General features: G+C 36.4%; 10 protein-coding genes. 1 reads left to right on the forward strand and 9 read right to left on the reverse strand.

Going from position 1 to position 13,882, the window contains the following annotated elements; genetic code table 11:
- Window positions 1-39: 39 nt before the first annotated feature.
- Complete coding sequence (locus Ami3637_RS16920; RefSeq protein ID WP_162363596.1) at window positions 40-2,121, reverse strand: methyl-accepting chemotaxis protein; 2,082 nt, start codon at window positions 2,119-2,121, stop codon at window positions 40-42.
- Window positions 2,122-2,387: 266 nt separating this feature from the next.
- Window positions 2,388-4,106: a methyl-accepting chemotaxis protein gene (locus Ami3637_RS16925; RefSeq protein ID WP_162363597.1), complete on the reverse strand. Its 1,719-nt coding sequence runs from the start codon at window positions 4,104-4,106 to the stop codon at window positions 2,388-2,390.
- A gap of 270 nt (window positions 4,107-4,376) precedes the next feature.
- Here Ami3637_RS16925 and Ami3637_RS16930 point away from each other — a divergent pair, with 270 nt between their 5' ends.
- On the forward strand, window positions 4,377-4,958 hold the full coding sequence (locus tag Ami3637_RS16930) for a TetR/AcrR family transcriptional regulator (RefSeq protein ID WP_162363598.1): 582 nt from the start codon (window positions 4,377-4,379) through the stop codon (window positions 4,956-4,958).
- A 68-nt stretch (window positions 4,959-5,026) separates the two neighbouring features.
- Here the strand turns inward: Ami3637_RS16930 and mutY are convergent, their stop codons facing one another.
- From mutY to Ami3637_RS16965, 7 genes are all read right to left on the reverse strand, one after another.
- The gene (gene mutY / locus Ami3637_RS16935) at window positions 5,027-6,073 is read right to left on the reverse strand and encodes an A/G-specific adenine glycosylase (protein ID WP_162363599.1); all 1,047 of its coding nucleotides are present in this window, start codon (window positions 6,071-6,073) and stop codon (window positions 5,027-5,029) included.
- Entirely contained in the window at window positions 6,063-6,413 is a 351-nt protein-coding gene (locus tag Ami3637_RS16940) for a cupin domain-containing protein (protein WP_162363600.1), read from the reverse strand. The genes mutY and Ami3637_RS16940 overlap by 11 nt, the downstream gene beginning before the upstream one ends.
- A 27-nt stretch (window positions 6,414-6,440) precedes the next feature.
- Window positions 6,441-9,974: a pyruvate:ferredoxin (flavodoxin) oxidoreductase gene (gene nifJ, locus Ami3637_RS16945; RefSeq protein WP_162363601.1), complete on the reverse strand. Its 3,534-nt coding sequence runs from the start codon at window positions 9,972-9,974 to the stop codon at window positions 6,441-6,443.
- A 27-nt stretch (window positions 9,975-10,001) separates the two neighbouring features.
- Window positions 10,002-10,196 (reverse strand): CDIF630_02480 family spore surface protein, encoded by a 195-nt coding sequence (locus tag Ami3637_RS16950; protein ID WP_162363602.1) that lies wholly within the window; start codon window positions 10,194-10,196, stop codon window positions 10,002-10,004.
- Window positions 10,197-10,394: 198 nt separating this feature from the next.
- Window positions 10,395-11,339 carry an MOSC domain-containing protein gene (locus Ami3637_RS16955; RefSeq protein WP_162363603.1) on the reverse strand — a complete coding sequence of 315 codons (945 nt, stop codon included), beginning with the start codon at window positions 11,337-11,339 and terminating at the stop codon, window positions 10,395-10,397.
- 14 nt (window positions 11,340-11,353) lie between these two features.
- Window positions 11,354-12,334 carry a GTP 3',8-cyclase MoaA gene (moaA, locus tag Ami3637_RS16960; protein WP_162363604.1) on the reverse strand — a complete coding sequence of 327 codons (981 nt, stop codon included), beginning with the start codon at window positions 12,332-12,334 and terminating at the stop codon, window positions 11,354-11,356.
- A gap of 22 nt (window positions 12,335-12,356) precedes the next feature.
- Window positions 12,357-13,880, reverse strand: coding sequence for a diguanylate cyclase (locus Ami3637_RS16965; RefSeq protein WP_162363605.1), 1,524 nt, complete (start codon window positions 13,878-13,880; stop codon window positions 12,357-12,359).
- Window positions 13,881-13,882 lie beyond the last annotated feature (2 nt).

Below are 13,882 nucleotides of genomic sequence, written 5' to 3' on the forward strand. Positions count from 1 at the left end.
AAATATACAATTTTAATCATTCTTTATATTGCTATTCTTCTATAAATTTTTATCCTGCAGTCTGAAATTTCCTATGTAACTTTTCAGCATCTGTGCCTGCCTGGAAAGTTCTTCACTTGTAGCAGCACTTTCTTCAGCGGTTGCTGCATTGGTCTGAACTACATTTGAAATCTGCTCAATCCCTGCGGTAACTTCTTCCAATGATAGAGATTGAACCTCTGTCTTTTCAGAGATTTCTGCTATAACAGAAAGAATTTCTTTTGTACCCATTACCACGTGATCCAGGGAAGTTGCTGTAATTTCTGCAAATCTGGCTCCTTCCCGAACAGAATGAAGGGAACTTTCAATCAATCCTGTAGTATTTTTAGCAGCCTCTGCACTCTTGGATGCAAGGTTTCTTACTTCATCTGCAACAACTGCAAAGCCTTTCCCTGCAGTCCCGGCTCTGGCTGCTTCTACAGCCGCATTTAGAGCCAGTATATTTGTCTGGAAAGCAATATCCTCTATGGTTTTTATGATATTTCCAATCTGACCTGAAGTATTGTTTATGTCGTCCATAGCCTTAAGAAGCTCCTGCATCTGCTTATTGCTGTTTTCAAGTTCAGTGCCTACAGCTTCTGCCTTATCATTTGCATTATTGGCATGCACTGCATTTTCTTTAACCTGGTTCGTTATCTCCATAATCTTTGCAGACAACTGCTCTACGGAACTGGCCTGTTGTATAGCTCCCTGACTTAAGGACTGGGCGCCGTCTGAGAACTGCTCTGCACCAGTTGCTACCTGCTCTGCAGCAACTTTCATTTCATTAAAGGTCATATTTAATGAGTCTAAAATACGTTTTAAATCAATCTTTATACGATTAAAGTCTCCAATGAAATCCCGTTCAATAGATACATCCAGATTTCCAGATGCTACATTTTCAAGAACCTCAGTAATTTCATTTATATATCCACCTAAAGCTTTAGAAGTCTCTGTGAATATTTTCGATAGCACGCCTAATTCATCGTTCTTATACGTTATTTCACTGTCGCTGTGAGAAAGATCCCCGCTTCCCATTTTTTCTGCCAGCCTCATAACAGAATCTACTGGAGCCAGGCCTTTCTTAATCGCCATAACACTGACAAGAATAAGTACAACCAAACCGATGGCTCCAATACCTGCCAAAGCTAACGCAATCTTTGTAACTGCACTCATGGCCTCACTTTTATTCACTACAAATGCGCTGGACCAGTTCACATCAGTCCCTTTCAGCTGAAGGGCTTTATGCATAACCAAGGCGGTTTTGCCATTTGAATAAGGATTTTTAATCTCATCCGTTACAGATTTTCCATTCTTTACTGCTGCTTGTATATTTTTATATTTAGAAACCGTCTCTGGTACACTTCCAACCATTTTTTTATCTAAAGTGTGGGCCATGCAATTGCCTTTGCTTGTAACAATATAGCTATAAGAAGATTTATAGCCACCGTTAACATAATTCAGTCCTGCAATGCTGTCCATGTTTATATCACAATTGGCAACACCTAAGAAATCCCCGTTATCATTGATAATAGGACAACTCAGCGTAATCAGCCATACCTTTTCTCCTGTTGTAAGTTCATATTCATAAGGTTCTGTAACATGGGTGGATAAATTTTCTTTTGCTGGTAAATAGTAATCTGCCGTTCCATATGTATCAAAATCATTGAGGATGTCAAGACCTGTGCTGGATCCATCACGATATACATAGTATGAAAGACCGTTTGGCGTATCTGCCATAAATTTATTGGGTTCAAATGCATAATATGCAGAAAAGATTTTATCATTATTCTTTAATACACCCTGCAAAGACTGTATAAGCATTTTGTTTGCATTTTCCTTATCCAGATTTTGGAACCTTTGCACTTCTAATGACAGGGCCTGTGAAAAAATATTCATACTATCCAAATAAGATAACACTTCTTTAGCATTATCATCTGCAATGTAATTTAATTCCTTTTCTGTCATTTTACTTACTGTGGTACTGGTTAACAAGCTCAAACAGGAACACATAACGACTATTACAATTAAAATAATAATAGCCAGTGTAACTGGTATTTTTACTGACAACCTGTTCTTCCATAAAATTTTTCCTTCACTCATTTTTATTCTCCTTTAACAAATTATTAAATACATATTTGCAAGTCTATAAATCCTCTTAATATAGTTTGCTAAAAAATAAAAATTTTTTTATTTAGTATAAAATAATATTTTAAGAATATTTTAACATTTTATGTCAGCAAAATCAAACGAATTAGGACAAAAAAACAGAGATTCAGCATTTCATATGTTAAATCTCTGCTTCCTATATATTTTTTATATTAATAAATAAATATGCAATTTAAATTAGTCTTTATATTGTTATTCCTCTATAAATTTTCATCCTGCAGCCTGAAGTTGCCTATGTAATTTTTCAGCATCTGTGCCTGTCTGGAAAGTTCTTCACTTGCTGCAGCACTTTCCTCTGAAGTAGCAGCGTTAGTCTGAACCACTGTTGAAATCTGTTCTACTCCTGAATTAATTTGTGCTATAGAAGCTGCCTGCTCTTTAGAAGCATTTGCGATCTTATCAATTAAAAGTATGGCTTCATTAGTCACTCTGGCACTTTCATCCAGAGATGCTGCCGTTTTGTCAGATAGCTCTGAACCATTTTTAACAGCTTCCAGAGTTTCTTCAATGAGAGATGTAGTGTTTTTAGCTGCTTCTGCTGACTTTCCGGCAAGGTTTCTTACTTCGTCTGCCACTACTGCAAAACCTTTTCCTGCATTTCCTGCTCTTGCTGCTTCTACTGCTGCATTTAAAGCCAGAATATTGGTTTGAAATGCTATGTCTTCAATAATCCGTATAATCTTGGATATTTCCGATGATTTTAAAGTGATCTGTTCCATAGCATTCACCATGCTTTTCATCTGTTGATTACTGTTTGAAAGTTCATTACCTGCCAAATCGGCTTTGTCTCTTGCCGATCTGGCATTATCTGCAGTGTTCATAATATGATTGCTGATTTCACTTACTGCAGCAGATAGTTCTTCTACCGAACTAGCCTGTTCTGCCGCTCCCTGTGACAGGGCCTGTACACCAGTTGCAATTTGTTCTGACCCAGTAGCTACCTTGTCTGCCAGTTTATTTATCTGCGATAATGTTGTACTAAGATTATTTAAGAGGGACTGCATATTATCCTTTATTTTCTTAAACTGACCCATATATTCATTTTGAAGCTGAATAGTCAAATCTCCATTTGACACACTTAATAAAACTTCCGATATTTCATCTATATAGCCCTGATAGTTAATTAATTGTTCTATTGTCTTATTAAATGATTTAGCTAGTTTTTCTACTTCATCATGGGAATTTATAGAAAGGTTTACATTGAAATCCCCATCAGCTATTTGCTGGGCGCCTTTTGTAATTTTCTGAATAGGTTTTACGATTGAAGTAGCTATAAAATAAATAGCTACAGCTACTATTAACAAAATAAATGTAATAGAAATTCCAACAGACCTGATGGTGGATTCAATCCCCTGATCTAAAATAAGGTTAACAGATTCTGCAGGCACCCCAACAAAATAAATTCCTATTACCTTTTTATTATTATCCAAAATAGGTGTATATCCTGTCATATAGGACTTATTCAGTATATCTGCCTGTCCAAAATAAGAGTTGCCATTAGATATTGCTTTATATGCTTCTCCAGTTGCATCCAGCGTTGTCCCGATAACCCGCTCTCCTTTATTATCTGTTATGGTAGTAAGAACACGTTTGTAATCATTTCCGTCTTTTGCAAAAATAGTTGCAACCACATTCATATTGTCAGCTAATTTATCTATATATTCATATTTGCCATCAATTGGTTTCCCATTTTTGTCTGTAAGACTGCCGCTATCAGAAAGATTAATGGATCCAAACTGTTCTTCCATATATAATTTAAGCATATTGTTATCACCCGTTAACTGGTGCTCAATCTGCGCATGGATAATCTCTTTAGTAGCTTTAAATTCCTGCATAAATCCAACAGTAACTGTAAGCAGTGATGATACAATAACAAGAGCAAGAACTGAAACAATCATTTTTCCTTTTAAACTTTTCATAAAAAATACACACCTCCAGAATTTATAGCAAGCCTCCAAATTTCAGATATCATAGTTCGATTCTTCTGTATATAAAATGGTCAAATACTTACTATTACACGTTAGCTTTTTAAAGCATAAATTATCATATTTTGGATACAGAGTCAATGTGTTTATAAATATTTTCATTATTATACTTTTATTTTTCTGGAAAATTAAGTATACTATAATAAAATTGCTAAATTATTACATTTATCTAGTTTTAAATGATTAATGTATATTGGAGGCCATATGGATAAAAAAAATGAAATACTACATGCTGCATATTACCTTTTTGCAGAGAAAGGATATGCACTTTCAATGTCTGAAATTGCAGAAGCTGTCAACATAAAAACACCATCTCTGTACAGTCATTTTAAAAGCAAAGATGAAATAATTGAATTAATTATAAGAGACCAAATTGAGCACTGTTTTGATACAATTGAAAAAAGCACGCTAAAATTAAAAGATAAGAATTGCGAAGAAAAGCTAAAGAGTATATTGTTTTATGTCATTGATTATTACAAAAAAAACAGCAGGTTAAATTTTTGGAGACACATTTCTTTATTACATAATAAAAAACTGAAAAATATAAGTAAAACTTTAATTCAGGAGCGTGATAGCTATATTTCTGAACATATTAAAAATTGTTTTGCAGCAGGTATTAAAAATAAAGAAATAAAGGACAATGTTAGTGAAGGCCAAATGTATTTATATTTTTCCATGATACAAGGCATATTAAATGCAACGTTCTATGTTCAAAAAGACGAAATAACAATTGATGATTTTGCCTCTTTAGCCTGGGAAGCATATTGGACCGGCATCAAGGTCTGATTACAGAGCAAGCGAACCAAAAGCCCGGATAGTAGGATTTCTACTACAATCCAGGCTTTTTCTATTGTTCATTGCTTACAGTATTCCATAAAAGCTTTAAATACTGTGGGAATAGAGTATTGGTGCTGTATGTCTGTTCCAGTAACCCAGCTTAGCTCCGACTGGACCCTGTCATCTGCAGTTGCAGTAACAAAAAAACCCTTCATATGCCATTCCAGGTGGCTGAAAACATGTTTAGACTGTTTTATGGGAACCATATCATGAACACGAATCCCCATAGCAGATAAAAAATCCCTGGCCTGTTTTTCTGTTAAATAATCTTCTGCATTAGGAAATTCCCATAGGTTTGGCAGTAAACCTCCAGGCTTTCTTTTCTTCAATGCAAACTGTCCTTCTGAGGAAATAACAAAAACTGTCTTTTTCTCAACACTTCGCACCTTTTTTTGAATTTTAACAGGAATTTCTGATGTGGCCCCCAGCTTATTAGCCTGACAATGCCTTCTGATTGGGCATTCTGAACATTTAGGCTCTCCATTGGGCAAACAGATCGTTGCTCCTAAATCCATCATAGCCTGATTAAAACTTCCTGGTTCCTTTTCGGAAACTAACTGAGCCATGACTTCCTGCATGTGTTTCTTATTTTTTGTATTATTGATGTCCTCACGGTTTGCCAGTATCCTGGCCATAATCCGTAAAACATTTCCATCTACTGCGGGAACTGCTTTGCCAAATGCAATAGAAGCAATAGCTCCTGCTGAATAAGGACCGATTCCTGGAAGCTCCAGCAGGTGCTTAATCTCTGATGGAAGCTGCCCCTGATTTGTTTCCATTAAAATTTTGGCAGCTTTCTTTAAGTTTAGGGCCCTGTTATAATAACCCAATCCCTGCCAAAGTTTTAGTAATTTATCTTCCTCCACTTGGGAAAGAGCGGATACATCCGGTAACTCTGTAATAAACCTTACAAAATATGGAACCACTGTGTCTACCCGGGTTTGTTGAAGCATTATTTCTGATATCCATACATTATAAGGAGTGGGATGACTTCTCCATGGCAGTACCCTGGCATTTTTATGAAACCATTGGAGTAAGTCAGACTGAAACTGACTACTCCTCATTTTGCGGAAATACCACTACTAACATCATTTTAAAAGTTTCCTCTGCATATACTGCGTGTGGCTTTCTGGCGGGCATAATCAGGGTTTCATTGGCCTTCAAAACATAATCCACCCCATTTACTTTAAACTTACCAGTTCCTTCAAGGACAGTGACCATAGCATCTCCACTGGAATCATGTGAACTGATTTCTTCACCTTTTGCAAAAGCAAATAAAGTAATACTTACTGCTTTATTTTGAGCAAGTGTTTTACTTACCACCTGACCTGGCAGTACTTCAACCTGACTGGCCAGTGAAATTACCTCTTCATGATTAATGTTTTTAATAAATGCATTTTTCATTATTATTTTCCTCCTTTTTAATGTGTATTATAATTCAGCTAGTCTTTTATACATTTCATACCGTTCTTTTGAAATCGTTTCTGCTTTCGTGAATAAATTTTCTGCCACATCTGGATTGGTCTTAGCCAGAGAACTGTAGCGAATCTGATTCATTAGGAAATCACGGAAGTTATCTGTTGGTTCTTTGGAGTCTAGTATAAATGGGTGTTTCCCTTCTTTCCTTAAATCAGGATTATAACGATACAGATGCCAATACCCACATTTCACTGCTTTTTGAATGGTCTCCATACTTTTTTCCATGCCTTCCTTTATTCCATGGCTGATACACGGTGCATAAGCAATGACAATAGATGGTCCTTTAAATTTTTCTGCTTCTGTTATGGCTTTGTTAAGCTGTGTATTATCTGCATGAATTCCAACCTGGGCCACATAAACATTGCCGTAAGTCATCATCATTAAACCAAGATCTTTTTTTCCTGATTTTTTACCAGAAGAAGCAAATTTAGCAACGGCTGCTGTAGGAGTGGATTTAGAAGCCTGTCCTCCTGTATTGGAATAGACTTCTGTGTCAAATACCAGCATATTAATGTCTTCTCCTGATGCTATCACATGATCAAGTCCTCCAAAGCCAATATCATATGCCCATCCGTCGCCGCCAATAATCCACTGACTGCGTTTAATGAGATAATCTTTCCCCTGCTTTATGCTATCTACCAGTTGCATGATTTTAGAATCTGGGTTCTTATATTCATCTAAGATTCCCATAAGATTATCACTTATCTTCTTGCTCATACTACCATCTTCTTTATTGGTAATCCACTCATCCATTAAATTCTTGATATTTGTCTCAATATTTGTCTCAAGAATCTGTCTCATATTGTCTTCCAGCTTTTTTCTCATTTGCTTAACGGCAAGATACATTCCAAATCCAAACTCTGCATTGTCTTCAAAAAGAGAACTTGCCCAGGAAGGCCCATTTCCGTCTTTATTTGTAGAATAGCAAATACTAGGTGCACTAGCTCCCCATATGGATGAACAGCCTGTGGCGTTGGCAATCATCAGGCGTTCCCCAAACAGTTGAGTAACCAGTTTGATATATGAGGTTTCCCCGCAACCGGCACATGCCCCGGAGAACTCTATTAAAGGTTCCCTAAACTGAGTGTCTTTAAAAGAAGTTCCCAGTTTTATATCTGTCTTATACCCTATTTCACAATTGGCAAACTTCCAGTTTTCAATTTGCTGATTTTGTGTGGTGGCAGGCTTCATAATTAGTGCTTTATCCTTTGCCGGACAAATATCTGCACAATTACCACAGCCAGTGCAATCCATTGGACTTATCTGCATTCTGAAATGTAATCCTTCCAAAGATTTACCCATGGCATTTACCGTTTTGAAAGAAGCTGGAGCCTTTTTTAATTCCTCTTCCGTAAGCAGAAACGGTCTTATTACTGAATGAGGACAAATATAAGAGCATTGGTTACATTGTATGCAATTTTCTTCTATCCACTCTGGTACATCCACTGCAATTCCACGCTTTTCATAGGCTGTAGTACCAGAAGGAAAAGTTCCATCTTCTCTGCCTCTAAACGCGCTGACAGGTAAATTATGCCCCTTGTGTGCCTGCATGGGACGCATAATATTTCTGATAAAATCAGGTTCTCCGTAAAACTCCTTACTCTCCTGGTCTGTACTGACATTGGCCCAGGACTCTGGTACATTTATCCGGTGAATCATTTCAACACCCTTATGGATTGCTTCCTGATTCATCTGAACCACCTTGTCTCCTTTTTTATTATAGGAATAAGCTACAGCCTTTTCCAGTTCCTTCATAAACTCCTCTTCAGGAAGAATTCCAATCAGCTTAAAAAAAGCTCCCTGCATTATGGTATTAATACGGTTATCCAGTCCAATGTCCTCTGCCAGCTTAATTGCGTTAATGGTGTAAAACTTTATATTTTTCTGGGCAATGATTTTTTTATAACTATTTGGAAGATATTCTTCCAGTTGTTTATCTGTCCATTGGCAATTAAGAACAAATGTTCCATCTTGCTTTATATCGTCCAGAATGTCATATTTATTAACATAAGATTGATTGTGGCAGGCAATATAATCTGCATTTTTAACCAGATATGCTGATTTGACCGGTGATTTGCCAAAACGCAGATGAGAGATGGTAACACCCCCGGACTTTTTTGAGTCATACTCAAAATAGGCCTGAACATTATTTTCTGTTTTATTTCCTATAATCATAATTGCCTGTTTGTTAGATCCCACAGTTCCATCGGAACCAAGCCCCCAGATCTTACAGGACATACGTTCCAGTGGCTCTGTAGCAGGTATATCTGCACTTTCCAATGAGGTATTGGTCACATCATCAACAATTCCAACCGTAAAATGTGTTTTGGGATATTTTTGCTTTAAATTTTCAAATACTGCTGTAATATCATTAGGGCAGGTATCCTTTGAACCTAAACCATACCTTCCCCCAATAATCATAGGAGCTTCCTCCATTCCAATGTAACAACTGCATATATCCAGATACAAAGGTTCACCAGTAGCCCCCGGTTCTTTCGTTCGATCGAGAACTGCAATCTTTCTTACGGTTTTTGGAACACAGTTCAGGAAATGTTTTATAGAAAAAGGGCGAAACAGATGTATTTTTACTAAACCATATTTTTCTCCCTTTGCGTTGTGATAATCCACCGTTTCTTCAATAGTTCCGGTTATTGAACCCATGGCAATAATAACGTACTCTGCATCTGATGCTCCATAATAATCAAATAAGCCATATTTTCTACCAGTTTTTTTATGCATCTTTTCTAAATATTCTTCTACAATAGGAATAAGATTATTATAGAATGGATTTCCTGCTTCTCTGCCCTGAAAATAAATATCAGGATTCTGAGCGGTACCACGGACTACCGGATGATTGGGTGACAGAGCTCTTTCCCTGAATTTCCTGATTTCATCATAATCAACCATTTCTGCATAGTCTGAATACTCCAGTCCTTCTACCTTTTGTATCTCATGAGAAGTACGAAATCCATCAAAGAAATGCACAAAGGGTAATCTTCCTTTAATGGCTGCCATATGAGCTACCGGTGCCAGGTCCATTACTTCCTGTACCGAGCCGCTGGCTAACATGGCGCATCCAGTCTGCCTTACTGCCATAACGTCCTGATGATCACCAAATATGCTGAGAGCATGAGTGGAGATTGCTCTTGCACTGACATGAAGAACACCAGGCAGTAATTCGCCTGCTACTTTATACAGATTGGGAATCATCAGCAATAAACCTTGAGAAGCCGTAAAGGTAGTGGTTAATGCTCCTGCCTGCAAAGAACCGTGAAAGGCTCCTGCCGCTCCTGCCTCAGACTGCATTTCAACCAGACTCACTTCCTGGTTGAATATATTTTTTGTTCCCCTGGCAGACCATTCATCTGTAATCTCAGCCATGCCAGATGATGGTGTTATGGGATAGATAGTGGCAACATCTGTAAAAGCATATGCTGCATATGCTGCTGCCATATTACCATCTAAAGTCATCTTTATTTTTGACATTATTACTCTCCCGTTCTACGATATTTTCTACAACTGGCTACCGTTATCTACCCAGTTCTTGGCCTTTTCCATCTGATATTCTGATGGAATATTTACATTAGTTTCCTTATCTATTTGCTCCATGTTATTCCATGCTGCTGTCATTTCACAGTTAGTATCATCTGACTGATTTAATCTGGCGTTATGAAATCCGCTTAAAATGTCTTTATGGTTATCCTGCATTATTAATCATCCTCCCAAATCTTAAAATAAGTGATACCTTTAAAATTTCCAAAAAAACAATATATTATGCTCTGTTTAACATATTTTTCTAAAATATATCCATACTAAAGACTTAAAAATAATCCCACAAAAAAAGAGTGGGTTACAACCTTTAAATCAGGCTGCTTATCCAACTCCTTTTTTATGCTATATTATATTTTATCTGGCGCAGTTGCTTTCTGTACCTATTAGTATCCTCAAGCCGTGTTCCAACTCTGGTATTACATAGCTGAGACTTTCTTCCACCGCCTTTGGACTACCTGGCAGATTCAGGATTAAAGTGGATTTCCGGATTCCACATACTGCTCTTGACAGCATGGCCCTCTTAGTGATCTGCATGCTGTATGCACGTATGGCCTCTGGTATTCCAGGTACCAGACGTTCTGATATACTTTGTGTAGCCTCTGGCATACAGTCTCTTTCTGAAAATCCCGTTCCTCCCGTTGTTAAAATTAAATCAGCAATATTATAATCACATATGGTTTTCATTTCCTCCGCCAGAAGATGAATATCATCTGGAAGAATTGTCTCATAAACCACCTTATATCCAAAATTATTAACAATACTGCATATAACAGGTCCGCTTACATTCTCTCTTTTTCCTGCAAAACCAGAATCACTGGAAGTAATGACAGCCACTCGGATAGAATCTTTGTCAGAGGGCTTTCTTCTAGCCTCTATCACTGATATTTCATCATTTTCATGGATAGTGCCCCCAGACAGAACCCGGGCAAAAATCCCCTTTTCAGGCATAATACACTCTCCCATTTTATGGTATATACTACATGGATTATTGCACTCTTTTCCTATCTGTGATACTTCCAGTAATACTTCATTACATTTAAGCAGAGTATCCACTGAAAGGCAATGGAAATCAATTCCTTCCATGATTAAATTCTCACCAAATGCACCTTCCGTAATCACTGCACCTTTACTTTTAAACTCCTGAATGACTTCATGTGACAGAAGGCTGACCTGCCTGTGCCATTTTCCTGCATGGGCATCACCGTTTATACCATAATCTTTTATAAATTCTCCAACATGTACATTTTTCTTCTGTGTACCCTTTTCTTCGCTAATGCACACTGCAAGTATTTTTCCCATAAGACCTCCCTGATTTATCCACCAATCTGTGACATTGTTACCTGCCCAATCTTTCCATCTTCATTATCACTTTTAAATTTATGGCCTGCAGGTTTATCATAGATATTCTGCCAGATTGCCTGTTCCAAAGCCATGTTACCGTTGCTTTTCCTTAAAATATTTTTCAGGTCGAGATTTTCAGCATAGTATAGACAGGTTTTTAAGCAACCATCTGAAGTGACCCTGACTCTGTTACAATTTCCACAAAACTGATGGGATAAAGCACTGATAAAGCCAATTTTTCCTTTAAATCCCTTTATGGAATAATAATGGGCTGGTCCATTTCCATACATAGTCTCTGTTAATTGCAGCGTTCCATAAGTCTTTTCCAATAATTTCATTATCTTATCTTCACTCCAGCTAGTAAAGTTCTTTCCGGGCCCAATAGGCATCATTTCAATAAATCGGACATTTAACCTGGAATCTTTTGCAAGAGCTGCCATGTTTATAATATCACACGAATCCATCAGTTCTGACGGAACACAATTTATTTTTACATTAAGATGCTCATATGCTAACGCTTGTTCTACAGATTCAAGAACTTTTTCCAAAGCATCTTTACTTGTAATTTTTCTATAAATCTCCCCATTTAAAGTATCCAGACTAATATTAATCCCATCCAGTCCGGCTTTGATCAAATCAGGCAGATATTCTTTTAGCTTTACTCCATTTGTTGTCAGGGTAACCCTTTGTATTCCCTGAAGCCTTTTAATCTGTTCAATTAAACCCGTCACATCTTTCCTTAGTAAAGGCTCTCCCCCAGTTATCTTTATATTATTAATTCCCAGGGAGATAAAAGATTGGCATAGCCTTATAATTTCCTCATCTGTAAGAATATCTTGTGAATGCAGCTGCTCCACTCCTTCATCTGGTATACAGTAAACGCAGCGCAGATTACACTTGTCAGTTACAGAAATTCTCACATAATCAATTTTTCTTTTACTGTAATCAAACATAGAGGTCCTTTCTCAAATGACATTACCCCTCAACTCTGTTTCTCCCATTTTGTTTGGCTTTGTATAATAAATCATCTGTTTTTTTTACAAAATCTCTGGTATATTCCGTTTTATATTGACTTACGCCTATGCTTACTGTCAATTTTAAATTCTGGTCAAACTCATAGTGTTCTATACTACTTCTGATTTTCTCCCCTGTTTCATAAGCTTTGTTTAAGTCTGTATCTGGAAGTATAATGATAAATTCTTCTCCACCAAACCTTCCTACATACCCATTGTCATCAACTGTGGTCATTAAAATACCCGCTATGGTTTTAAGAACACAATCTCCGAATAAATGTCCATAGGTGTCATTTACTTTCTTAAAATAATCAATGTCAATCATCAGCAAAGACAATCTTTTTAAATAACCCGCTTCATTTATCTCTCTATCCAGTAATTCAAAGGAATATTGATGGTTATACAGATTAGTTAATCCATCCCGGATACTTTTCTGGTGTAGTTCTTCATTTTTCTTTCTTAACTCATATTCAATACTGATATCCTGCATCACAATAGCAGCCCCTAAAAAATCATTGATTTTTTTGTCCCATATAGGAATAGCGTGCACATTGACGGGAATCCGTGTCCCCTTTTTCTTTACGATTTCAATATCATAATAATTTATATCCTGCTGTAAAAGAGGTAATGTGAATTTTTCTTTTGTTGCATAATCAAATAATATGGTAATTTTTTTGTTAATAAGTTCATTTTCTTCATATCCTAACATACTTAATGTATGACTAGAAACTTTTATCAACTCACCCTTTTCATTTACTACTATAACCATATCGATTATTTTATTTTCAACTTCCTCCAATACAACCTTTTCTGGAATCATTAAGAATTTATATTTTCCAATTACTCTGTAAGTTCCCATAATCATAATCAAGGCATACAACTGCCCCATAAGGGGAAAATCATTATACCCAGCCATGGGAAGGATGGTCTGTGTCAGTAAGTTCAGGGTAAATGGTATAATGGATGAAATAATTAATATTTTCGCTTGCAATTTTATTCTTTTACTATTTGTTCTTGCCCCCCATAAAAAAATTAACAGGATACTCATCAGCAAAAATGAAAAGTTGTATAAAAAGTCTCCTATATAAAATATATGAGTTATCATTGTTGGCGTTTTAATCCCTTTTCCAAATAAGAAAACAGACATATAAAAGAAAAGTGCTGCCGGTGAAAATATTAAAATCCGAACTATATTGTTTTTAGCAAAAATATTATCTGTCATTAAAAGAACTAAATATAATGTGATTGCACTAAAGCTGCACCATCCTATGGCAGAAACTTTATTCCAAAAGCTAAAAACCTCCTTATTATATGACAAGTAAGCAAAGGCATATGCAAAAGACCAGATTGCATAGCTTGTACATAGTAAAAGAAAAAACCTGTTTATTGTTGATTTTCTATTTTTTTTATATGTGTATATTCCAATATACATATATGCAAATACTGCAACTAACGACAATGCAGAAAATATACTATCATAATCCATCC

Origin of the sequence: Aminipila terrae, from assembly GCF_010120715.1 — a bacterium.
Classification (GTDB): Bacteria; Bacillota; Clostridia; order Peptostreptococcales; family Anaerovoracaceae; genus Aminipila; species Aminipila terrae.

What these genes read in the sequence shown, in the direction of transcription:
- Ami3637_RS16950 (WP_162363602.1), bottom strand. Translation starts at nt 10,196, where the DNA reads ATGCAGGATAACCATAAAGACATTTTAAGCGGATTTCATAACGCCAGA.
- mutY (WP_162363599.1), bottom strand. Translation starts at nt 6,073, where the DNA reads ATGAGGAGTAGTCAGTTTCAGTCTGACTTACTCCAATGGTTTCATAAA.
- moaA (WP_162363604.1), bottom strand. Translation starts at nt 12,334, where the DNA reads ATGTTTGATTACAGTAAAAGAAAAATTGATTATGTGAGAATTTCTGTA.
- Ami3637_RS16930 (WP_162363598.1), top strand. Translation starts at nt 4,377, where the DNA reads ATGGATAAAAAAAATGAAATACTACATGCTGCATATTACCTTTTTGCA.
- nifJ (WP_162363601.1), bottom strand. Translation starts at nt 9,974, where the DNA reads ATGTCAAAAATAAAGATGACTTTAGATGGTAATATGGCAGCAGCATAT.
- Ami3637_RS16940 (WP_162363600.1), bottom strand. Translation starts at nt 6,413, where the DNA reads ATGAAAAATGCATTTATTAAAAACATTAATCATGAAGAGGTAATTTCA.
- Ami3637_RS16965 (WP_162363605.1), bottom strand. Translation starts at nt 13,880, where the DNA reads ATGGATTATGATAGTATATTTTCTGCATTGTCGTTAGTTGCAGTATTT.
- Ami3637_RS16920 (WP_162363596.1), bottom strand. Translation starts at nt 2,121, where the DNA reads ATGAGTGAAGGAAAAATTTTATGGAAGAACAGGTTGTCAGTAAAAATA.
- Ami3637_RS16955 (WP_162363603.1), bottom strand. Translation starts at nt 11,339, where the DNA reads ATGGGAAAAATACTTGCAGTGTGCATTAGCGAAGAAAAGGGTACACAG.
- Ami3637_RS16925 (WP_162363597.1), bottom strand. Translation starts at nt 4,106, where the DNA reads ATGAAAAGTTTAAAAGGAAAAATGATTGTTTCAGTTCTTGCTCTTGTT.